We start from the raw sequence: 21,298 nt of genomic DNA on the forward strand, positions 1-21,298 counted from the left end.
CCGCGACTCGTCGTGGCGCGCGGCCGGGGGCCCGGGGCCGGTGGCTCACTTCTCACCGGTGCGGCCCCTTTCGCCGCAGGCCCGGCGGGGTCTTGCGGGGACCCCATAGGCTCGCCGGGTGACCTCTCTTCTGCCCGCGCTGCGCGGAGCGTCCGGCCGGACGAACTCCCCCGAGGCCGTCCGGTTCGGCGAACACGTCCTGACCTACGCACAGTTGGCCGAGGCATCCGCCTCCCTGGCCGCCCGGATCGCGGGGGCGGGACGTGTCGCCGTCTGGGCCACGTCCACCCCGGAGACGGTCGTCGCCGTCGTGGCGGCGCTGCGGGCGGGGGTGCCCGCGGTGCCGCTCAACCCGAAGACCGGTGAGCGGGAACTCGCGCACATCGTCGCCGACAGCGCGCCCTCGCTGGTACTTGCGGGGGCGGCCGACACGCTGCCGCCCGCGCTGGGCGGCCTGGAACGGCTGGACGTCAGCACCGCCGCCCCCTCCCGCACCCCGGAGGACGGCCTGCCCGAGCCCTCCGGGGAGTCCCCCGCGCTGGTCGTCTACACCTCCGGCACCACGGGCCCGCCCAAGGGGGCCGTCCTGCCCCGCCGGGCCATCGCCGCGTCGCTGGACGCCCTGGAGGACGCCTGGGGGTGGACCGGTGACGACGTCCTCGTCCACGCCCTGCCGCTGTTCCACGTCCACGGGCTGATCCTGGGTGTCCTCGGCCCGCTGCGCCGGGGCGGCTCCGTGCGCCACCTCGGCCGGTTCTCGGCCGAAGGGGTGGCCCGGGAACTGCTGTCCGGGGGGACGATGCTGTTCGGCGTACCCACGATGTACCACCGGCTGGCCGGCGCGCTGGCCGATCCCGACGGCCCCGGGAACCTCGCCGAGGCCCTGGCGGACGCCAGGCTGCTGGTCTCCGGCTCGGCGGCGCTCCCGGTCCACGACCACGAACGGATCGCCGCGGCCACCGGACGCGCGGTCGTCGAGCGGTACGGCATGACGGAGACCCTGATGAACACGGGGGTGCGGGCCGACGGAGCGCCGCGCGCCGGGACGGTCGGGCCACCGCTGCCGGGGGTCGAGCTCCGGCTCGTCGAGGAGGACGGCACCGTGCTCGCGGACCCGTCGTCCATCGGTGAGATCCAGGTACGCGGACCGAACCTGTTCACCGGCTATCTGAACCGGCCCGACGCCACGGCGGCGGCCTTCACCGAGGACGGCTTCTTCCGCACGGGCGACATGGCCACCATCGACCCGGACGGCTACGTGCGGATCGTCGGCCGCAAGGCCACCGACCTCATCAAGAGCGGCGGTTACAAGATCGGCGCGGGCGAGATCGAGAACGCCCTGCTGGACCATCCCGGTGTGCGCGAGGCGGCGGTCACCGGCGAACCGGACCCGGACCTCGGCGAGCGCATCGTCGCCTGGGTGGTGCCGGAGGACCCCGGATCGCCCCCCGGCGGGAAGGAGCTGGCGGATCATGTGGCGCGCCTGCTGGCCCCGCACAAGCGTCCCCGCGTCGTCCGCCATCTCGACGTGCTGCCCCGCAACGAACTGGGCAAGATCATGAAGCGGTCGCTCGGTGTCTGATCCCTCGCGCGGCCGCATGACGGCACGGGAAGCGATCTCGGCGGTCACCGGGAGCTTCACGGAGCACCGCCCGGCCGAACGGCCCGCCGCCGCGGACGGCCCGCTCGGCTGGGACGGCTACGGCGAGTCCAGGGCGCGCGCCTCGGCGCGGACCGGCGAGGAGGAGTCCGTGCTGTTCGGGACCGCCGTCGTCGGCGGCCGGGAGTGCGTCCTGGTCTCGTTCGAGTTCGGGTTCCTGGGCGGCTCGCTGGGCGGACGCACCGGGGACCGGCTGGAGGCCGCGTACGCGCTGGCGGGTGAGCGGCGGCTGCCGCTCGTCTCGCTCGTGGCCACCGGGGGCAGCCGGATGCAGGAGGGCATGATCGCGCTGATACAGCTCCAGCGGGTGGCCCGCGCGTCCACCGCGCTGCGGGCCGCCGGACTGGCGCAGATCGCGGTACTGCGGGATCCGACGACCGGCGGCGGCTGGGCCACCGTGGGCGCGGGCGCCGATGTGGTGCTGGCGCTCCCCGGGGCGCAGATCGGGTTCGCGGGTTCCCGGGTACGGCCCGCCGACGCGGATCCGTACGCGTACACCGCCGAGGGGCAGCTCGCGGCGGGCCAGATCGACGCGGTCGTCACCCCGGACGGACTGGCGGGGACGCTGGGCCGCTGGCTGGCCGCGCTGACGGTCACGGGCCCGCCCCGGGCGGCCCCGGTACCGGCCGCGCTGTCGGCCACGGGGCTCCCGGCGACCGGCTGGGACGCGGTGGAGCAGGCACGGTCCGCCGGGCGCCCGCGGGCCGAGGCGTATCTGGACGCGTACTTCGAGCACCGGCTGCCGCTGAACGGCGACCGGTGCGGCGGCAGGGACCCGGGGCTGCTCTGCGGGATCGGGCTGCACGCCGGGCGGCCCGTGGCGTACGCCGCCCAGTGCGGCACCGCGACGCGGCCCGCGGGCTACCGCACGGCCGCCCGGGTCATCCGGCTCGCGGACCGGCTCGGCCTCCCCGTACTCACCCTGATCGACACCCCCGGCGCCGCCAACGACGCCGAGGCCGAACGGGCGGGCGCGGGCGCCGCCATCGCCGACGCCTTCGCGGCGGTCGCCGGCGCCCGGGTACCCGTGACGACGCTCGTGATCGGCGAGGGCGGTTCGGGCGGGGCCCTGGCGCTGGCGGCGCCGGACAACACCCACGTCACCACGGACAGCTACTTCTCGGTGATCGCGCCGGAGTTGGCGGCGGCCATCCTCAAGCGCGGCCCGGACGAGGTGCGGTCCACCGCCGGCCAGCTCCGGCTGCGCCCCCAGGACCTGGTGGAGCTCGGAGTCGCCCGCTCGGTCGTCGGCCCCGCCGGGCGGGAGGGCTGAGACGCTCTCGGCGCGCCGCCCGGACGACCGGTGGCTAGCGTGGGAAGGGGGCCGTCCACCGAGTGAGGAAAGGTCCGAGCCATGGCCGCAGAATCCGAGGGCACACCGTGCTGGGCCGACGGAACGTTCGGCGACATGGAGGGAGCGAAGCGCTTCTACGGTGAACTCCTGGGCTGGACGTACGCCGACCCGGTCGCGGAGTACGGCGGCTACACCCAGGCCCATGTGAACGGCGAGGCGGTCGCCGCCCTGTCGCCTCCCGTGCCCGGCCAGGAGGCACCGGACGCCTGGTGCCTGTACCTGGCGTCGGCCGACGCGACGGCCACCGCCGCGAAGATCCGCGAGCACGGGGGCGCCGTGCTGGTGGAACCGATGCGGGTCGGCGACTTCGGGACGATGGTGCTGGCCGCCGATCCCGGCGGGGCGCGCTTCGGGGTGTGGCAGGCGGGCAGCCACGAGGGTTTCGGGGCACGCGCGGTGCCCGGCGCCTACACCTGGGCCGAGGTCTTCACCCGGGACCCGGCGAAGGCGGACGCCTTCTTCTCCGGCGTCTTCGGGTACGGGGTGAAGCACCTGGACGACGACTCGATCGACTTCTCGCTGTACGACCTGGGCGCGGACCCGGTCCTCGGCCGGATGAGGATGACGGAGGACTTCCCGCCGCAGGTGCCCGCCCATCTGAACGTGTACTTCACCGTCGCGGACTGCGACGCCGCCGTGGAGAAGGCGAAGTCGCTGGGGGCGGAACTCCGGTTCGGCCCGATGACCATCCCGTACGGCCGGTTCGCCTCCCTGACCGACCCGCAGGGCGCGGTGTTCTCGCTGATCGACGGGACGACGACCGGGGGCGCGATGCCGGGCGTCACCGAGGTCGCCTGACCGGCTCCCGGCACCCGTCCGGCCTCGGCCAACGGCGCCGGGGGTGTGCCCGCGGCCGTCCACCGGGCCGGCCCACGGGGTCACGCCACAGCGCCCGCCCCCGCGCCTTCCGCCACTCCTCCACTCCGGCTCACGCTTCCGCTTCCGCTTCCGCTTCCGCGAGGAGCGTGCGCAGCCGGGGGGCGACCTCCTCCCCCACCCGGTAGGCCTCCTCCAGGTGCGGGTAGCCGGAGAGGATGAACTCGCCGATCCCCAGGCGCCGGTACTCGGACAGCCGCTGGGCCACCTCGTCGTGGGAGCCGACGAGAGCCGTGCCGGCCCCCTCCCGTACGAGCCCGATGCCCGCCCACAGGTTGGGGGCGACCTCCAGCCCGGCGGCGTCGGCGGAGCCTCCGTGCAGGGCGGCCATCCGGGCCTGGCCGGTGGAGTCCATGCGGGCGAAGCGTTCCTGGCTGGCCCGGACGGCCTCCGGGTCGATCCCTGCCAGGATGCGGTCGGCCTCGGCCCACGCCTCGGCGGCGGTGTCCCGGCTGATGACGTGCAGCCGCAGTCCGTAACGCAGCTCGGGCGCGACGGCGCGGAGCCGCCGGATGCGCTGCGCGAGGGCGGCGGGCGGTTCGCCCCAGAGCAGTTGGACGTCGGCCCGGCGCGCGGCGACGGCTTCGGCGGCCGGGGACGCACCGCCGAAGTAGAGGGGTACGGGGTACTGGAGCGCGGGATCGTGGAGCTGGGCGCCCTCGATCCGCAGGTGCTCACCGGTGTGGTCGACGCGCTTGCCGTCCAGCAGGTCGCGGAGGACGGCCATCACCTCGTCGGTGCGCGCGTACCGCTGGTCGTGGGCCAGGTGGTCCCCGTACGCCCGCTGTTCCGCCGGATCTCCGCCGGTGACGACGTTGAGCCCGAGCCGCCCGCCGGCGAACCTCCTGAAGGCGTCCGCCTGTTGGGCCAGCAGGGTCGGGCTGGCGAACCCTGCGCGGAAGGCCACCAGGAACCCGATGCGGTCGGTGTGCGCGGTGAGGGCAGCGGTGAGGATCCACGGGTCGACGCAGCCGAGCCCCACGGGGGTCAGCAGCGAGTGGAAACCGGCCTGTTCGGCGGCGCGCGCCACCTGGGCCAGATAGCCGATGTCGGCGGGACGGCGGGTGGCCGCACGGGTCCTCCCCTGCACGGCGGTGACCCCGCCGGGATCGCGGCCGTCACCGCCCGTGGGCAGGAACCAGTGGAGCAGGAGCGGACTCTCGGGCATGGCGGATCCTCCGGGGAGGGCGGCGGGAAACGTACGGCGGGTACGGGTGCGCGGGGCAGCCGGTGTCACGCGTGACCGGGAAGGCGAGGACGCCGGGAGGCCGGCGCACGCCTGCGGGAGGTGGGGTCAGCGGCAGGACGGACAGCGGGAGCCGGGCCGGCGGAGCACGGTCGGGACACACGGGAGGTCCACGTGGCGGTGCGACACGAGAGCGGTGGCCATACGGGCATCCTGGCCGCGTCACCGGCACCGCGACAAGGGCCGCCCGTATGCCGGACAGCGGCGCGCCGGAAGTGGGGCGGGGCCCGGGGCCGGGGTCTAGGCCTGCGGGTCGCGCGCGTCGTACCGGGCGAAGCCGCGCCAGCGCAGGGCGAGCAGACACACCACCAGGACGCACGCGAGGCCGCCGCCGGTCACCGCCACGGCCGGGGACGTCAGGTCGGCGACGGAACCGGCCACGAGATCGCCGAGCCGGGGGCCGCCGGCCACCACGACGATGAACACGCCCTGGAGCCGGCCCCTCATCTCGTCGGGCACCGCGGCCTGGAGCATGGTGTTGCGGAAGACCATCGAGATGGAGTCCGCGCACCCGGCGAGCGCGAGCAGGACCAGACCGGGCCAGAGCTGCCGGGTGAGCCCGAACACCGCGATGGCTCCGCCCCAGCAGCACACGGCGACCAGCACGGCGAGCCCGTGCCGCCGGACGCGGCTCAGCCACCCCGAGAACACGCTGCCGAGCAGGGCTCCGAGCGCGGGGGCCGCGACCAGGAGCCCGGTGGTCCTGGCGTCGCCGCCGAACCAGACCACGGCCACCACGGGGAAGAGTGCGCGCGGGTGGGCGAGGACCATGGCGCTCAGGTCGGTGAAGAAGGTCATCCGCAGATTGGGCCTGGTGCCGAGGAAGCGCAGGCCGTCCAGGACGGACGCCCGCTTGGCGCCGTCCTCCCCGGCCGCCCGGTCGGGCAGCATCGACGGCAGCCGCCACATCGCGTAGAGCGAGGCGGTGAAGGTGACGGCGTCGACGGTGTAGGCCGCCCGGTAGCCCCACCAGCCGACGATGAGCCCGCCGAGCATCGGCCCGACCAGGCCGCCCGTGGTGGACGTCATCGCGTTGAGGGCGTTGGCGGCGGGCAGCTGCGCGGGCGGGAGGAGCCGGGCGATCATCGAGCTGCGGGCCGGGGAGTTGAGCGCGAAGCACACGGCCTGGAGGGCGACGACGGCGTAGAGCAGGCCCACGTGCTCGACCCCGGCGAAGGTGACGGCGGCCAGCACGACCGAGAGCAGGAACGATCCGGTGGCGCTGAACAGCCCGAGCTTGCGCCGGTCGACGGTGTCGGCGACCGCCCCGCTGTACAGCCCGAGCAGCACCAGCGGGACGAGCGAACAGAGACCGATGAGCCCGACGGAGAACGCGGACCCGGTGATGTCGTAGACCTGGAGGGAGACGGCCAGCGCCGTCATGCCCTGCCCGACCCAGGAAACGGTGTTCCCGAACCAGAGCCGCCGGTAGTCCGGAGAGGACCGCAGGGGCGTCAGGTCGGCGAGTATGCGTGTGCGGGGTACACCTTGTTCGGCTGTTTCGGTCACACGGGATGGTAACGGCCCCGCCCCGGGGCGGTCAGCCGGCGGCCACGACGGACCGGCCCCCGCACCGTTCACGCGGTCACGACGGCTACGGCTACGGCTACGGCTACGGCATGATCAGCCGGCGGTCACGGCGACGGGCGGAGGCAGACGTACGGCATGCTGCCCGGGGCGGCGGGGCGCGCGGACCTCCTCGGAGGGGCCCTGGGGGCCGGTCCGTACGGATACGCGATCCCGGCCAGGCGATCACCGGGCAGGTGGTACCGGGTCGGCATGAAGAACACAGACAAGTGAAGAGGAACGCGACCGATGGACAAGAAATGGCTGCCGCTGACCGTCGTGCTCGGCGCCGCGGGGGCGGCCGTGGTGACGGCGAGCCTCTGGCCCGAAGCCGAGAAGCCACCCCTGCCGCAGACCCTGTGCCATGGGGCGCTCAGCCGGGAGACCGCGAGCCTCATCGACGACGGCAAGGGGGGCGAGGTCAGCACGGACGAGTGGGAGAGAAAGGGCAGGACCACAGACTTCGCGGTGTTCAAGGGGTGCCGGGTGCTGCGCGCCAACCCGGACAGTGACTACCCCCGCGGGATCTACAGCCTCATCATCGAGGACACCCGGAGCGCCCCCGGCGACAAGAAGGACTCGGTCCCTCTCGGTCCCGGGTTCACCGGCTGGGCGCTGCCCGACAAGGCCGAGGTCACGCTGCCCGCCGGCTGCGCCGCCCGCATGGGATCCACCGCCACCTACATCACGGCGTCACTGGGCGTGCCCTCGCAGGAGGAGAAGCGTCCGGCTGCGCGGAAGGGGACGAAGGGCCTCGTCGACCGGGACACCGCGATACGCGACAACGCGACGCTGATGCGGGAAGTGGCCACCAGACTCACCGAGCGGTACGACTGCGCCGACTGACCACCGCCCCCGGCCACCTTCAGCGCCTCGCCGCCGTGGCGAGCGGGCCGGGCGTGCGGCAGCCACAGCAGCCGTCGGGCCCACCGTGCCGGGCCGGACGACGGCGCCCCGGCACCTTTCCCGGCGGCGCGGAGAATTCATGACGGTCCATCGGCCCCGGCCCACGGGGCACGTCCGACGCACCCGAAACACCCCAGAAAAACACGTTTCCCCAGGTCAGAACGATTCTGCCTGGGGATAGCGGTGGGGCGGGTGGGACTCGAACCCAAAAGCGTGACGCCTCTCACCTGCGGAAACGTCACAGAGGCGGACATTCACATCCTGCTGGATCCCGCTGCATCCGCCTCGATCCCCGGCAACCGCACTGCGGTGCGGTACGTACCGCACGGCTACGTGGCGGCCCCTGCGCCTGTAGTGGGAGACGATCCGCCCGGCAACAGACAAGCCGACGGCTCACCCGCAGCGCATGCCTCAGACTCCGTTGCCACCCCGCCCCTTGACAGGTGCAGTCACACTCCGTATCGACCGGGCACCGGAAGCCGGGAGCGTATCGGTTCCGGCTTCCGGCCGAACACGACTCGGGCGCTTCGCGCTGGCACCCGCCCGCACGCCTCAGCGGCCAGGACACGGGCGTCACCTCTACTGTTACTGCCAGTATGGGCGTTCGAACTTTAAGTGGGACAGCCGTGCGCCCAAAGCTTGGCTGTAGTCGGTGTCCGCGGGAGGGGCTGACGGGTCTATAGCGAACCCACGAGAGATGAGTCGTGTACCGCGAACACCGCATCACATCGGCTACGAACGCTGTCGTCGTGGGTCGCGATGACCACTGAGCATCCGGACTTACTCATGCCCTCAAGGATGTCGATGACCATCGTGCTGTTGGCATCGTCGAGCGCGCCGGTCGGCTCGTCTGCGAGAACGACGGTTGGCTGCTGAATCATGAGGCGGGCCAGAGCCACGCGCTGCTGTTCTCCTCCGCTGAGGTGGGAGATCTTCTCTTCTTCCCGCCCGGTCAGACCGACGCGGTCTAGTACTTCAGCTAGGGACGTGTTGGCAGGGCGCTGCGACGAACGCCGCAGCTTGGTGACTACTTCCAGGTTCTCTTGCACTGTCGCGGTCTCGATCAGGGCATAGTGCTGGAACAGGTAGCCGAGGGTATCGCGGCGGTATCGGCGGATATCACGCCGACCGAATCGGGTAATATCTTTCCCTTCGTAACAGATTTCCCCCTTGTCCGGTCGCTCGAGCAGCCCTAGACAGTTGAGGAGAGTTGACTTACCCGATCCACTTGGGCCGATGAGGGCCAGCATTTCACCGCCGTTAACGGTGAAGCTGATGTCGCTCCACACAGTGCGGGCTCCGAATGATTTCGATAGATTCTTTATATCGATCACGACGCACTCCGACTAGTGAGGAATTCCGTAACGAAAGGCATCATCCCTCGGTCGCGCCTTCTTTAATTATGCGGCGGTGAAAGAAGGCGAGGGCGAGAAGCACGGCTGCCAGTTCGAAGACGACGAGGCCGGTGATGACGCTGGTATCTAATGCAGTGATGTGAACGGCCTCGAAGGGGGCAGGCGCACCGGCCGCGGCAAGGTCGCGCAATTCTCTGTTCTGCTGCCAATTTTCGAAAGGCACTCTACTGGCAAAGATTATCGCGATTGCCACCTCTACAGCGAGTATGAAGCGGTGGGTAGCACTATACCTCCAACCACTGATGTGTCGCACGAAAATATTTTGGGCGTTCTTCCGCGAGTAAATAATGCACACACCTGCACCTGCGACAAGCAGCACTATCATGGCGATGATGAGGTTGAATGTGTGCAGTCGGAATTTATTCGACGCTTCCCTGAGGTCCAGTGCAGCTTTTTGTCCGACCGGGCTAACGGAGCTCACATAGTTTCGCAGGGATTGGGACCTGATGCCATTCAACGCGTCGTTGGGGTCAGGAAATACTACGCCCCCCTGAGTAGCGAATGTAGCGTATGCATCGTTCGTAAGGAATGATCCATTGGGGACTACGATAAGGACCGGGTCGTCCACCAATGATCTGTCTTCGTCCGCGCTGTGTGCCGCGCTGTAAACGTTGGTACCGGTGTTGTATCCGAAGACACGTTGCCCTGTTTTGCTGGTGAGTGTTTCGAGCGGGATGTTCCGACTGAGATGCGGGTCAATTATCCGAGAGGCCGCTTGTGTGATGTCGGGCGTGTGCGAGGTCAGAGACTCAGGAACGATAACCCGGACCTGGCTCGACTTGCTATTACCATTTCCGGACGTGGCAGAATAACGTCGACCATTTATGCCGACAACTGGCTGTTCGCCAAGATAGGTGTCGTTGACGATAAGAATCTCACCGGCCGGCAGATGCGCTTCGGGAACGGACAGTTGCAGGTCTCTACGTCCGGAAACAATGACCTCACCGCGCTGGTCGGCCTGACGTAGCCACGGCCCCACGTGCTTGTCCAATTCGTCAAGTTGCATTGCAAAGGCGCCATTGAGGCGAATTGAGACTGCATCGCCGACAGTGTCATAGACCTCTCGGTTCTCCTGCCGCGTGAGAACATCCCTGGCCGCGAAGCTGACATGGCCTGCGATGCTCAGGGCGAGTAGCAGAGCGGGAATACGCACCAGGTAGACGCTGATGGATGCCGCCCGTGATGGCAGTTCGCCCTTGAGGGCAGGCAGCACGTCGACCTTGTACGTCAAGGCGAGCACGGCCGCATGTGTGGCGAGCACCAGGGCGCTGAGCAGGACGGCGATCACAACAGTTACCAACGTGAACAGTCCCAGCCAGGCGAAACCGTTGTAGAGGCCTAGGAAGCCCAGCGTGGTAGTCGCCACAACGCCAGCTGCTATTAGCCAGGACACCCTCAACTGTCGCAGGTCATGGAGAAGGACGCCGGTGAAGGACATGCCCTGCATTCGAAGGACTGCGTAGGTCTTCACATTGAGCAGCACGCTCGCGCCGGTCATCGTCAGTGCAGCGAGGGCAACTACTCCGAGGGCACGAAACAGGGGGTCGTCCGTGTACGTTTTGGACAACTCTTCGTATGACAGAGGGTGTATGACGCTTGCGACCATGCCGCGGTCACTCAAACCGGCTACCAGAGCATCGGCTGCCTCGGAAGACCCGAACACGTAGTACGAGCCTCGCGGATCCTGATGCCCGATCTCTGATAGTGGATGCACACGTGTGTCATATTTCTCACTGAAGGCCGGATAGCCCTTACTTAGCCATGATGCTGTCACGGTGCCGGCGTCGCCCGTCGCCAAGTACAGATGCCGACGCCCGTCAGGGTTCTTCAGATCCGGCACTTCGCGACCCACCGCGACCCCGTGCTCGGTCGCGAATGACTCGACGAGTCGAACGGCTTGAGCAGCACTCACCGAATCGTCCGAGTCGAGCACGGTGACCAAAGCCGAGTTCCCTAGAACCGTGCTCTCATCCAGCCCCCGCAGAAACAGAAAACTCAGTACTACGGAGAAGGCCAATATGGCGGCGTGGACGAATTTTATACCTCGGTGCAGCATCGGTTATTACCTAGGTTGAGGGTGCTCGGGGAGCACGCATCCGAATAGGCTCAGCTGAAAAAACAGCTGTGAGGGCGAGAGGTACTCGCCCTCACAGCTAAATTGAGTTAGGCATGTTGGAGCGGCGCCACTCGCACGTGCCCTAACTCAGTATTCGACCGGACGAACTAGCAGCTCGGGTCGTAGTAGTAGTTGATGCTGCCACCGTTCTTGGACCCGGAGGCCAGGGACCACGAACCCGGCGACGTGCAGCCGCTCCTGGAAAGCTGGCCGCCGATCGACACCGAAGAAGCGTGGTAGTTCGAGGCGTGCTTGTAGTTCGACCACGCCGTGTTGGCGCCCTGGTCGTAGCTCCAGGTACCCCCACCGACATTGACGGTGGTCGCCAGCGCGGGAGTGGCCGCGGCGAGGACGAGACCCACTGTCGCAATGGCTGCCTTAGCCCCGGTGCGCTTGTTCATGAATGTTCCCCTTTTCATCATGACCTTGTTCGCGGACAAACAAGATCTTGCTACGGAGAGCGGTCCAGCCTCAACCCTGAGTGCATGTGACGAAAGTAACTTTATAATACATACAACTACGCTCGCGCCGACTGGCGTTGAGGGTATGGGGTGACCTCACCGGAGGGTCGAAGGACATTTTCAGCTAATGAAGATGCACGTTCAAGCCAACGCTGGCCATTTAGCAACCTAAGCACTGGAATGGTCTCAGCCATAGGGCATGATTCCGGCCAGAAAGAAGGAATCAGTGGCCACTGCGATGGCATCCTGAAGCGCGCTGGATTTCATCGGGCCGCGCATCGCGGGGACTAGCTGCACCATCCGTCCGTCGCTTTGGGACGCCCCGCCGCCACAGAAGCCCTCGCTCCCGTCCAGGACCGCATGCCGCCCGCCGCACCGCTACCCGAGGGTCTGAAAACGCTGATGAACTCCCCAACGACCCCCGCGCGTCACCGCGTTCTCGTCTGCCTGCTCCCGATGGTGTGGACACTGGCTCTCGGCCTTTGGGGACTGTCCCGGCAGGACAGCGTGTGGCGGGACGAAGCGGCCACCTGGCAGGTGGCCCAACGCTCCACGGCCGAGATATGGAGCATGCTGGGGAACGTCGATGTCGTACATGGCTGCTATTACCTCTTCATGCACGGATTGTTCGAATATTTCGGCCCCAGCACCACCACACTGCGGTTGCCTTCGGTGCTGGCCACAGCAGTGGCGGCTGCCTGCGTGGCAGCCATCGGACACCGGCTAGCCGGACTTTCCGTGGGCCTGGCGGGGGGAGTGGCGTTCGGGCTCCTCCCCGCCGTGCAGTTCTATCTCCAGGAGGGCCGCCCGTACGCGCTGGTCGCGGCCGGAGCCGGAATCTCGACCCTGCTGCTCGTGACCGCGCTGCAGGGGCGCACTCAGATGCCGCACTGGTTCGCCTACGGTGGGACGGTCCTGGCGTGCGGGCTGCTGAACTGGCTCTCGCTGATGATCCTGCCGGCGCACTTGCTCACGCTGCTCTGGACGCGACCCACGCTCCGCATATCCGTACGCTGGGCAGCCGCTTCCGCGGCCGCGACGGCGTGTGTACTGCCCCTGATGCTCTTCAGTCACAGCCAGTCCGTACAGGTCTCATGGATCCCGCCATTGACCTGGCACATGCTGATCGGACCGACGGTCCTTCTGCTGATCGGCGGCATCGGAGCCGCACTGGATCGGCCCAGGGCGGGCCACCTGTCGGTTGCGGCCGTCGGACTCCCCCTGCTGGCCGTACCACAACTCGGCCTGGCCGGCCTCTCCCTGATTCAGCCACTGTTCTTGGACCGGTACATACTCTTCAGCCTGCTGGGACTGGCGCTGCTGATCGGTTCGATCATCGGCTCGGCCGTACAAGCAGCCGCCCCCAGGTTCCCGAGGGCATCGAGGTGGATTCTCCCCGCAGTGGTCGCCCTCGCGGTGATGGCGCTGCTGCCGCAGGCGCTGGCAAAACGCTCGCCGGCAAGCCGGGTGGACGACGTCCTGGCGGCGGCGTCAGAAGTACGGCTGATGAACGAACCTGGAAGTGCAGTGCTCTTCATCCCGTCGGCCCGGCGGGACACCAAATCCGTCTCACCCAGCGCCTTTGCCGGCCTGCGGGACATCGCTCTGGCACAGAGCCCGGAGGAATCCGGAACACTCAAGGGTGTGGAAGTAGACCCGGACCAGATTCGCGCCGCAATGCTTGCCCAGCACAGAATCGTGCTGGTAACAGACGCATCTCAAGTGGCAAAACCGGTGACAGCCAAGCGGGACAAACTCAAGACCTCCGTGCTGACGACGTACTTCACGGTAGTAGCCGACGAGCAGGTCCGCGGCAGGCGGGTAACGGCCTACGAGCGACGCGCAGCACCTCACTGACCCCAACAGCGCAGCAGCTCATGCCCGGCCCCGGTATGGGAGACAGGAGCCGGTCCTGACCGCTTGGTGGTCGAGACCGAGGCCTGCGTCTGAAATGGCGTATGCGCCTCCCAGATGCCAGCGTGTAAACGGCCGTCCCCTGTGGTGACAGCAGGCGGCTGCCCCGTCCTGTCGGCAGCTTCGGTCCGACCACCCGCCTCACCGCTGATCTCTGGCTCGCTGGCCAATGGGCCACCACAACCGACACCGTCGGGCGATTTTGAGACTGCCCGCGCCCCGCAAGAAGCGATCCGGCTCCCGGTCTCTCTGACGCGAAAGCCCCGGCTGGTCGGGGAGCCAGCCGGGGCAGCTATGAGTGTGGGTCCGGAGAGCGGTCGGCGTCCCCGGCGCGAAGATCAGCCACCGCGGCGACTGGACCCACGATGGCTACGAAGACCTCATCACGCTGCGCAGCGAATCCGCCACCAGCCGCCTGTGGATGCATCCGAACACCGGCACCGGCTACGCCCGTGCCGACTGCGTCACCGGCGAGCAGGCCCCTGGGCGTCTACGACCCCGCCAACAACCACTGGTCCACCGGCGCCAAGCAGATCCTCGCGGTCGGCGACGTCGGCGGCGGAACCGACACGGACACCGACGGCGACGGCGACGGCGACGGCGACGGCACCGAAGACGTTCCCGGCTACCCGGACATCATCGTCAACGACGGTGAATACATCTGGCGCTACTACGGCAACCGCGATCTGCGCCTCGGCAGCGACCGCGACCCCGTCCTCCTTGCCGGCCCCGACGATCCCATCGCCTCAGGCGACTCCAAGGTCAACGAGGTGACGCTCGCCGCCCCGGCGACTTCAACGGCGACGGACAGGCCGATCTCGTCGTCCGCTACGACCGCCCAGACGTCGGCGGGCCTTACGTCTTCCACGGGCATGAGGACGACTACGGCTACGACATCAGCGACCGCACCGAGATCGGAGCCAACTGGAGCACAAGCACCGTGCCCCAGTTCACCGCCACACCCGACGCCCAGAACAACGGCAAGTTCGACCTCTGGGCCACCACACACAACTCCGGACGCCTCCGCATCTTCGCCGACTACACAACAGCCGGACACACCGCAGTACTTATCGCATCCAAAGAACTGGCCGACTACCAAGCCATCAGCTGAACCAGTCCCGAACCCCTGGCCTCGGCGCTCTGCCAGGGCCACGCTCCGTTTGGGCAGAGCCGACGGGTCCCTGCAAGCGCCAGTACCTCCCCTACAAAGATGCACTCTTCGCCACCAGGAGAACAACGGGGCCAGAAAGGTGGATCACCAGGACATCTCGCCGCCCAGATGGCAGCCGTGGGACCGCACCACGACGCTCTCTCAGGCAACCGCCACAAAAGGCCAGGTCAGGCGCATCCAAAGTGCGCTGACACGCTGCAACAGCGGGTCAGTACCGCACGGCGCGCGGCTAGTACCGCACGAAAAACAGCCGCGAAATCTACGTTTTCCCAGGTCAGAACGATTCTGCCTGGGGACGCTGGGTGGGGCGGGTGGGACTCGAACCCACGGCCGACGGATTATGAGTCCGCTGCTCTAACCGGCTGAGCTACCGCCCCGTTTCGGCGTGGCGCGTACATGTGTGCGCGCCGTCTGCCGCAGCATAGCCGGTCATACGATCTCCCGCTGCGGATGCCCGGCTTCGCGTGACCATGAAGACCTCGCAGCGTGCTGCCCGGTTCCAGGCGGTACGGAATCCCCCCGAAAGAGTCACCGGCACCTCGCGCGGGGCGCGGAGCGGGCACACGAAAAAGGACCCCGTAGGGTCCTCTTCCGCATCGCTCCCCCGACTGGACTCGAACCAGTAACCCTCCGGTTAACAGCCGAATGCTCTGCCAATTGAGCTACAGGGGATCGCGCTCCCCCGACTGGACTCGAACCAGTAACCTGCCGGTTAACAGCCGGCTGCTCTGCCAATTGAGCTACAGGGGATTGCTGCGGTGCCTCGAATCGTACCTGCCTGGCTGCTGCCGAGCGGCGCGCGTTCGCTGCGACACATACATTAGCGCAAGCAGGGGGGTGCTCCGCCAATCGGTATCCCCCCGGGGTGATCTCGGCTGTCCGCGGGTAGGCGGGCAGCACATGTCGCACGGAGCGAAGGAAGGGTGGCACCCATGCGGTACCGGCTCACGTTCATCGCCGGAGTTGCGCTCGGTTACGTGCTCGGCACGCGAGCCGGGCGCGAGCGTTACGAGCAGCTGAAGAAGGCCGCGCAGCAGCTGGCGGAGAATCCCGCCGTGCGGAACGCGGCGGAGTCCGCCGCGCAGGGCGGCCGGGACTTCGCCGGCAAGGCGTACCACTCGGTGAGCGAGAAGGTCGGGGACCGGGTCCCCGTGTCCGTCTCCGACCGGGTGCGCTCGCTGCGCGAGCGCAGCGGCCAGAACGGCAGCGACGACTGGGGTACGACGAACACCTGAGGCCCGTTCCCGTACCGGGCGCGCACCCCGTGCGGGGACGGTCCGGTGCGGGAACGGTCCGCGGGTGCGGCAGAATCTTGTACATGGGCATAGTGGCCGGCTTGGACAGTTCATCCGCCTTCACGCGCATCGTCGTCTGTGACACGGACACCGGTGAGGTGCTGCGGCAGGGGTACGCCGCGCATCCCGTCGAGGCCAAGGCCTCCGAGGTGGATCCGCAGGCGTGGCTGCTCTCACTCGGTGAGGCGGCCTCCGGAGGGCTGCTCGAAGGCGTGCAGGCGATCGGGGTGTCCGCGCAGCAGCACGGGCTGGTGCCGCTGGACCACCAGGGCAATCTCGTACGGCCCGCGCTCCTCGGCAACGACCGGCGGGCGCAGGCCGCCGCCGCGGACCTGGTCGACGGGCTCGGAGGGCGGCAGCCCTGGGCCGAGGCGGTGGGGTCCGTGCCGCAGGCCTCGCAGCCCGTGGCGAAGCTGCGCTGGCTGGCCCGGAGCGAGCCGGAGAACGCGCAGCGGGTCGCCGCGGTCCTCCAGCCCCACGACTGGCTGGTCTGGCAGCTCCTCGGCCGGCCCGCCCGCCGGACCACGGACCGCGGTGCCGCGTCCGGCACCGGTTACTGGTCGACGGGCTCCGGTTCCTACCGGCCCGATCTCGTGGAGCTGGCGCTCGGTCACCAGGCCGCGCTGCCCGAGGTCCTCGGCCCGGCCGACGCCGCCGGGACGACCCCGGAGGGGCTGCTGATCTCGGCCGGCACCGGCGAGACGATGGCCGCGGCCTTCGGGCTGGGTGTCGCCGTCGGGGACGCCGTGGTGTCGCTGGGCGCCTCGGGCTCGGTGATGGCGGTGCACCACGAGGCACTGGCCGACCCGACGGGCATGATCACCTCCTTCGCCGACGCGACCGGGATGCACCTGCCGGTGGTCCACACCTCGAACGCGGTCCGCGCGCTGCGCGGTACGGCCGAGATGCTGGGCCTGGAGGGCCTGGAGGAACTGTCCGCGCTGGCGCTGAAGTCGACCCCGGGAGCCTCCGGACTCGTCCTGCTGCCGTATCTGGAGGGTGAGCGCACCCCGCACCTGCCGCACACCGCGGGAACCCTGAGCGGGCTGCGGCGGGAGTCGATGAAGCCCGAGCACCTGGCGCGGGCCGCGTTCGAGGGGATGCTCTGCTCGCTGGCCGACGCGCTGGACGTGCTGCGGGACCGGGGCGTGGAGGTGCGGCGGGTGTTCCTGCTGGGTGCGGCCGCCGAACTGCCGGCCGTACAGGCTCTGGCACCCGCGGTGTTCGGCACGCAGGTCGTCGTGCCGCAGCCCGCGGACTACGCGGCGCTGGGCGCGGCCCGGCAGGCGGCGTGGGCCCTCGGGGTGTCGCAGGGGACGCTCGACGCGCGTACACCCCCGGCCTGGCGGGGTGCGGCGGCGCAGGTGCTGGAGCCCGGCGAGGAACTCGCGGTGGGCGGCGCGGTGCGCCAGCAGTACGGGGCGACCCGGGACCAGATCCACCCCGGGGCGTTCGACCGGGGCGTCTGAGGAGCGGCCCGGGATTTGACCCGGGCTTGAGCAAAAGCGTTGGCGGTCATGGACCGGCGTGCCGGAGTATGGACCGGCCCTCTGCCCCCCGCCGACTCCGAGAGACTCGTGTGCTCATAAAACTCCTGCGGACCTATCTGGGTCCGTACAGACGTCCCATCGCGCTGCTGGTGCTGCTCCAGCTCCTGCAGACGTGCGCCAGCCTCTATCTGCCCAGTCTCAACGCGGACATCATCGACAACGGTGTCGTGCGGGGGGACACGGGTTACATCCTCGAGTTCGGCGGCGTGATGATCGCCGTCAGCGTCGTCCAGATCGTCTGCAACGTCGGCGCGGTCTACTACGGGGCCCGGACGGCGTCCGCGCTCGGGCGCGACGTACGGGCGTCCGTCTTCGGCCGGGTGCAGTCGTTCTCCGCGCGTGAGGTGGGACGCTTCGGGGCGCCTTCCCTGATCACCCGTACGACCAACGACGTGCAGCAGGTCCAGATGCTCGTCCTGATGGCCTTCACCCTGATGGTCTCGGCGCCGATCATGTGCGTCGGCGGCGTCATCATGGCGCTCGGCCAGGACGTACCGCTGTCGGCGGTGCTGCTGGCCGTGCTGCCGGTCCTCGGTGTCTCGGTGAGCCTCATCGTGCGGAGGATGCGGCCGCTGTTCCGCACGATGCAGGTACGGCTGGACACGGTGAACCGTGTGCTGCGCGAGCAGATCACCGGCAACCGCGTCATCCGCGCCTTCATCCGGGACGGCTACGAGGAGGAACGCTTCCGCGGAGCCAACCGGGAGCTGACGGACGTCGCGGTGTCGACGGGGCGGCTGATGGCCCTCATGTTCCCGACGGTGATGACCGTGGTGAACCTGTCGTCCATCGCCGTCGTCTGGTTCGGGGCGCACCGCATCGACAGCGGCGGGATGCAGATCGGGGCGCTCACCGCGTTCCTGGCGTATCTGATGCAGATCGTCATGTCGGTGATGATGGCCACCTTCATGTTCATCATGGTGCCGCGCGCCGAGGTGTGCGCCGAGCGGATCCAGGAGGTCCTGGAGACCGAGTCCAGCGTGGTGCCGCCGGCCGCCCCGGTCACCGAGTTGCGGACCCATGGCCGTCTGGAGGTACGGGGTGCGGAGTTCCGCTTCCCGGGAGCCGAGGAGCCGGTGCTGCGTTCGGTGGACCTCGTGGCGCGGCCCGGCGAGACGACCGCGATCATCGGGTCGACGGGCAGCGGGAAGTCGACCCTGCTCGGGCTCGTCCCGCGGCTGTTCGACGCGACGGACGGCGAGGTGCTGGTCGGCGGTACGGACGTGCGGACGCTGGATCCGGTCCTGCTGGCGAAGACCGTGAGCCTCGTCCCCCAGAAGCCGTACCTGTTCTCGGGGACGGTCGCGACGAACCTCCGCTACGGCAGTCCGGACGCGACCGACGAGGAGCTGTGGCACGCGCTGGAGGTGGCGCAGGCCAAGGACTTCGTGGAGCGGCTGGAGCACGGCCTGGACGCGCCGATCTCGCAGGGCGGCACGAACGTCTCCGGCGGGCAGCGGCAGCGGCTCGCGATAGCGCGGACCCTGGTGCAGCGGCCGGAGATCTACCTCTTCGACGACTCGTTCTCGGCGCTGGACTACGCGACCGACGCCGCGCTGCGCGGCGCGCTGTCCCACGAGACGGCGGGGGCGACCGTGGTGATCGTGGCCCAGCGGGTGTCCACGATCCGTGACGCCGACCGGATCCTGGTCCTGGACGAGGGCAGGGTCGTCGGCACGGGCAGCCATCAGGAGCTGATGGCCGGCAACGAAACCTACCGGGAGATCGTGCTCTCCCAGCTGACGGAAGCGGAGGCCGCCTGATGGCAGGACCGGGCGGACGGATGATGGCCGGCGGGCCCACCGAGCGCTCCATGGACTTCAAGGGGTCCGGGAAGCGGCTGCTGCGGCGGTTCAGCAAGGAGAGGCGCGCGCTGTCCCTGATGCTGGGCGCCGGAACGCTGAGCGTGGCGCTCTCCGTCGTGGGGCCCAAGATCCTCGGCGGGGCGACGGACCTCATCTTCGCGGGTGTGGTCGGACGGCAGATACCCGGCGGCACGACCAAGGAGCAGGCCATCGACGGCCTGCGCGAGAAGGGCGACGGAGGGCTCGCCGACATGCTGACCGGGGTGGACTTCACCCCGGGTGACGGCATCGACTTCGGCGCGGTGGGCCAGGTCCTGCTGGCGGCGCTGCTGGTCTACGTCGGCGCGGGACTGCTGATGCTGGTGTCGACCCGGCTGTCGATCCGGGTGATCAACCGGGTCGTCTTCCAGCTGCGCGAGGACCTCCAGACCAAGCTGGCACGGCTCCCGCTGTCCTACTTCGACCGGCAGCAGCGCGGCGAGGTGCTGAGCCGGGCGACGAACGACATCGACAACATCTCGCAGACGATGCAGCAGACGATGGGCCAGCTCATCAACTCGCTGCTGACCATCGTCGGTGTCCTGATCATGATGTTCTGGATCTCCCCGCTGCTGGCCCTGGTCGCGCTGGTGACGATCCCGCTCTCGGTGTTCGTCGCGGCACGGGTCGGCAAGCGGTCGCAGCCGCACTTCGTGGCGCAGTGGAAGGTGACGGGCAAGCTCAACGCCCACATCGAGGAGATGTACACCGGCCACACCCTGGTGAAGGTCTTCGGGCGGCAGGAGGAGTCCGCGCGGGACTTCGCCGAGCAGAACGACGCGCTGTACGAGGCGGGCTTCAAGGCCCAGTTCAACAGCGGGATCATGCAGCCGCTGATGATGTTCGTGTCGAATCTGAACTACGTGCTGGTCGCGGTCGTCGGCGGGCTGCGCGTGGCCTCGGGCGCGCTGTCGATCGGTGACGTGCAGGCGTTCATCCAGTACTCGCGGCAGTTCTCGATGCCGCTGACGCAGGTCGCGTCGATGGCGAACCTGGTGCAGTCGGGCATCGCCTCGGCCGAGCGGGTCTTCGGCCTGCTGGACGCCGAGGAGCAGGCACCCGACCCGGATCCGGCGGAGCGGCCGCGGGAGCTGCGCGGCAGCGTCTCGCTGGAGCACGTGTCCTTCCGGTACGACCCGGAGAAGCCGCTCATCGAGGACCTCTCGCTGAGCGTGGAGCCCGGCCACACCGTCGCGATCGTCGGCCCGACCGGTGCCGGCAAGACGACGCTGGTCAACCTGTTGATGCGGTTCTACGAGGTGACGGGCGGCCGCATCACGCTGGACGGGGTGGACGCGGCGAGAATGTCGCGCGACGAACTCCGTTCGGGCATAGGCATGGTGCTCCAGGACACGTGGCTGTTCGGCGGCACGATCGCGGAGAACATCGCCTACGGCGCCTCGCGCGAGGTGACCCGGGAGGAGATCGAGGAGGCCGCGCGGGCGGCCCACGCCGACCGCTTCGTCCGTACGCTGCCCGACGGTTACGACACGGTGATCGACGACGACGGGGCCGGGGTGAGCGCGGGCGAGAAGCAGCTGATCACCATCGCGCGGGCGTTCCTGTCCGACCCGGTGATCCTGGTGCTCGACGAGGCCACCAGCTCGGTGGACACGCGTACCGAGGTGCTGATCCAGAAGGCGATGGCGCGGCTGGCCCACGGCCGTACGAGCTTCGTGATCGCGCACCGGCTCTCCACCATCCGGGACGCGGACGTGATCCTGGTGATGGAGAACGGTTCGATCGTCGAGCAGGGCACGCACGACGAGCTGCTGGCGGCCGGCGGCGCCTATGCCCGGCTGTACGCGGCGCAGTTCGCCCAGGCGCTGGCCGAGGTCGACTGAGGCGCGGGCCGCCGCTTCCGGGCGCGGCGGGACGGGCGGTGGGCGGGGACGGCTCCCGGAGCGGTCCCCGCCCACCGTCG

Annotated in this window: 15 protein-coding genes and 3 tRNA genes; 10 read left to right on the plus strand and 8 right to left on the minus strand. The window is 69.1% G+C overall.

Annotated features, from left to right (window positions below):
* Positions 1 to 118: 118 nt before the first annotated feature.
* The 3 genes from ACFVS9_RS09455 (at position 119) to ACFVS9_RS09465 (ending at position 3,812) form a co-directional block, all read left to right on the plus strand.
* Positions 119 to 1,582 (plus strand): acyl-CoA synthetase, encoded by a 1,464-nt coding sequence (locus tag ACFVS9_RS09455; RefSeq protein WP_383116701.1) that lies wholly within the window; start codon positions 119 to 121, stop codon positions 1,580 to 1,582.
* A 16-nt stretch (positions 1,583 to 1,598) separates the two neighbouring features.
* Positions 1,599 to 2,933, plus strand: coding sequence for a carboxyl transferase domain-containing protein (locus ACFVS9_RS09460; RefSeq protein ID WP_389931230.1), 1,335 nt, complete (start codon positions 1,599 to 1,601; stop codon positions 2,931 to 2,933).
* A gap of 81 nt (positions 2,934 to 3,014) precedes the next feature.
* Positions 3,015 to 3,812: a VOC family protein gene (locus ACFVS9_RS09465; RefSeq protein ID WP_383116699.1), complete on the plus strand. Its 798-nt coding sequence runs from the start codon at positions 3,015 to 3,017 to the stop codon at positions 3,810 to 3,812.
* Positions 3,813 to 3,942: 130 nt separating this feature from the next.
* On the opposite strand, the gene ACFVS9_RS09470 is transcribed toward ACFVS9_RS09465, so the two are convergent.
* Positions 3,943 to 5,058: an LLM class flavin-dependent oxidoreductase gene (locus ACFVS9_RS09470; RefSeq protein ID WP_389931231.1), complete on the minus strand. Its 1,116-nt coding sequence runs from the start codon at positions 5,056 to 5,058 to the stop codon at positions 3,943 to 3,945.
* 318 nt (positions 5,059 to 5,376) lie between these two features.
* Complete coding sequence (locus ACFVS9_RS09475; protein ID WP_389931233.1) at positions 5,377 to 6,645, minus strand: MFS transporter; 1,269 nt, start codon at positions 6,643 to 6,645, stop codon at positions 5,377 to 5,379.
* A gap of 306 nt (positions 6,646 to 6,951) precedes the next feature.
* Between ACFVS9_RS09475 and ACFVS9_RS09480 the strand changes: the two genes are divergently transcribed.
* Entirely contained in the window at positions 6,952 to 7,548 is a 597-nt protein-coding gene (locus ACFVS9_RS09480) for a hypothetical protein (protein ID WP_383116696.1), read from the plus strand.
* Positions 7,549 to 8,285: 737 nt separating this feature from the next.
* Here ACFVS9_RS09480 and ACFVS9_RS09485 read toward each other — a convergent pair.
* The 3 genes from ACFVS9_RS09485 to ACFVS9_RS09495 form a co-directional block, all read right to left on the minus strand.
* The gene (locus ACFVS9_RS09485; protein WP_103517210.1) at positions 8,286 to 8,942 is read right to left on the minus strand and encodes an ABC transporter ATP-binding protein; all 657 of its coding nucleotides are present in this window, start codon (positions 8,940 to 8,942) and stop codon (positions 8,286 to 8,288) included.
* Between the two features lie 40 nt (positions 8,943 to 8,982).
* On the minus strand, positions 8,983 to 11,079 hold the full coding sequence (locus tag ACFVS9_RS09490) for a bacteriocin-associated integral membrane family protein (protein WP_389931234.1): 2,097 nt from the start codon (positions 11,077 to 11,079) through the stop codon (positions 8,983 to 8,985).
* A 167-nt stretch (positions 11,080 to 11,246) separates the two neighbouring features.
* Positions 11,247 to 11,501 (minus strand): lactococcin 972 family bacteriocin, encoded by a 255-nt coding sequence (locus tag ACFVS9_RS09495; protein ID WP_389931236.1) that lies wholly within the window; start codon positions 11,499 to 11,501, stop codon positions 11,247 to 11,249.
* Between the two features lie 501 nt (positions 11,502 to 12,002).
* Between ACFVS9_RS09495 and ACFVS9_RS09500 the strand changes: the two genes are divergently transcribed.
* Both ACFVS9_RS09500 and ACFVS9_RS09505 read left to right on the plus strand, forming a co-directional pair.
* On the plus strand, positions 12,003 to 13,457 hold the full coding sequence (locus ACFVS9_RS09500) for a glycosyltransferase family 39 protein (protein ID WP_389931304.1): 1,455 nt from the start codon (positions 12,003 to 12,005) through the stop codon (positions 13,455 to 13,457).
* A gap of 997 nt (positions 13,458 to 14,454) precedes the next feature.
* Positions 14,455 to 14,625 carry a hypothetical protein gene (locus ACFVS9_RS09505; protein WP_389931237.1) on the plus strand — a complete coding sequence of 57 codons (171 nt, stop codon included), beginning with the start codon at positions 14,455 to 14,457 and terminating at the stop codon, positions 14,623 to 14,625.
* A gap of 363 nt (positions 14,626 to 14,988) precedes the next feature.
* Here the strand turns inward: ACFVS9_RS09505 and ACFVS9_RS09510 are convergent.
* The 3 genes from ACFVS9_RS09510 to ACFVS9_RS09520 all read right to left on the minus strand — a co-directional run bounded on the left by ACFVS9_RS09510 (position 14,989) and on the right by ACFVS9_RS09520 (position 15,435).
* A tRNA-Ile gene (locus ACFVS9_RS09510) sits at positions 14,989 to 15,062 on the minus strand.
* Positions 15,063 to 15,284: 222 nt separating this feature from the next.
* Positions 15,285 to 15,357, minus strand: a tRNA-Asn gene (locus ACFVS9_RS09515).
* A 5-nt stretch (positions 15,358 to 15,362) separates the two neighbouring features.
* A tRNA-Asn gene (locus ACFVS9_RS09520) sits at positions 15,363 to 15,435 on the minus strand.
* A 182-nt stretch (positions 15,436 to 15,617) separates the two neighbouring features.
* Here ACFVS9_RS09520 and ACFVS9_RS09525 point away from each other — a divergent pair.
* The 4 genes from ACFVS9_RS09525 (at position 15,618) to ACFVS9_RS09540 (ending at position 21,218) form a co-directional block, all read left to right on the plus strand.
* Positions 15,618 to 15,920, plus strand: a complete 303-nt coding sequence (locus tag ACFVS9_RS09525) for a YtxH domain-containing protein (protein WP_383116695.1) — start codon at positions 15,618 to 15,620, stop codon at positions 15,918 to 15,920.
* An 83-nt stretch (positions 15,921 to 16,003) separates the two neighbouring features.
* Complete coding sequence (locus tag ACFVS9_RS09530; protein ID WP_389931239.1) at positions 16,004 to 17,449, plus strand: FGGY family carbohydrate kinase; 1,446 nt, start codon at positions 16,004 to 16,006, stop codon at positions 17,447 to 17,449.
* Positions 17,450 to 17,559: 110 nt separating this feature from the next.
* A complete protein-coding gene (locus ACFVS9_RS09535) occupies positions 17,560 to 19,293 on the plus strand; it encodes an ABC transporter ATP-binding protein (RefSeq protein WP_383116693.1) in 1,734 nt (577 codons plus the stop codon).
* On the plus strand, positions 19,293 to 21,218 hold the full coding sequence (locus ACFVS9_RS09540; RefSeq protein ID WP_383116692.1) for an ABC transporter ATP-binding protein: 1,926 nt from the start codon (positions 19,293 to 19,295) through the stop codon (positions 21,216 to 21,218). Before ACFVS9_RS09535 ends, ACFVS9_RS09540 begins: the two co-directional genes overlap by 1 nt.
* Positions 21,219 to 21,298 lie beyond the last annotated feature (80 nt).

Origin of the sequence: Streptomyces sp. NPDC058008 (assembly GCF_042886395.1) — a bacterium.
Taxonomy (GTDB): domain Bacteria; phylum Actinomycetota; class Actinomycetes; order Streptomycetales; family Streptomycetaceae; genus Streptomyces.

Excerpts from the sequence above, each read along its gene's own strand:
- ACFVS9_RS09480 (WP_383116696.1), top strand. The coding sequence starts at position 6,952 with ATGGACAAGAAATGGCTGCCGCTGACCGTCGTGCTCGGCGCCGCGGGG.
- ACFVS9_RS09500 (WP_389931304.1), top strand. The coding sequence starts at position 12,003 with ATGAACTCCCCAACGACCCCCGCGCGTCACCGCGTTCTCGTCTGCCTG.
- ACFVS9_RS09470 (WP_389931231.1), bottom strand. The coding sequence starts at position 5,058 with ATGCCCGAGAGTCCGCTCCTGCTCCACTGGTTCCTGCCCACGGGCGGT.
- ACFVS9_RS09465 (WP_383116699.1), top strand. The coding sequence starts at position 3,015 with ATGGCCGCAGAATCCGAGGGCACACCGTGCTGGGCCGACGGAACGTTC.
- ACFVS9_RS09540 (WP_383116692.1), top strand. The coding sequence starts at position 19,293 with ATGGCAGGACCGGGCGGACGGATGATGGCCGGCGGGCCCACCGAGCGC.
- ACFVS9_RS09530 (WP_389931239.1), top strand. The coding sequence starts at position 16,004 with ATGGGCATAGTGGCCGGCTTGGACAGTTCATCCGCCTTCACGCGCATC.
- ACFVS9_RS09490 (WP_389931234.1), bottom strand. The coding sequence starts at position 11,079 with ATGCTGCACCGAGGTATAAAATTCGTCCACGCCGCCATATTGGCCTTC.
- ACFVS9_RS09525 (WP_383116695.1), top strand. The coding sequence starts at position 15,618 with ATGCGGTACCGGCTCACGTTCATCGCCGGAGTTGCGCTCGGTTACGTG.
- ACFVS9_RS09460 (WP_389931230.1), top strand. The coding sequence starts at position 1,599 with ATGACGGCACGGGAAGCGATCTCGGCGGTCACCGGGAGCTTCACGGAG.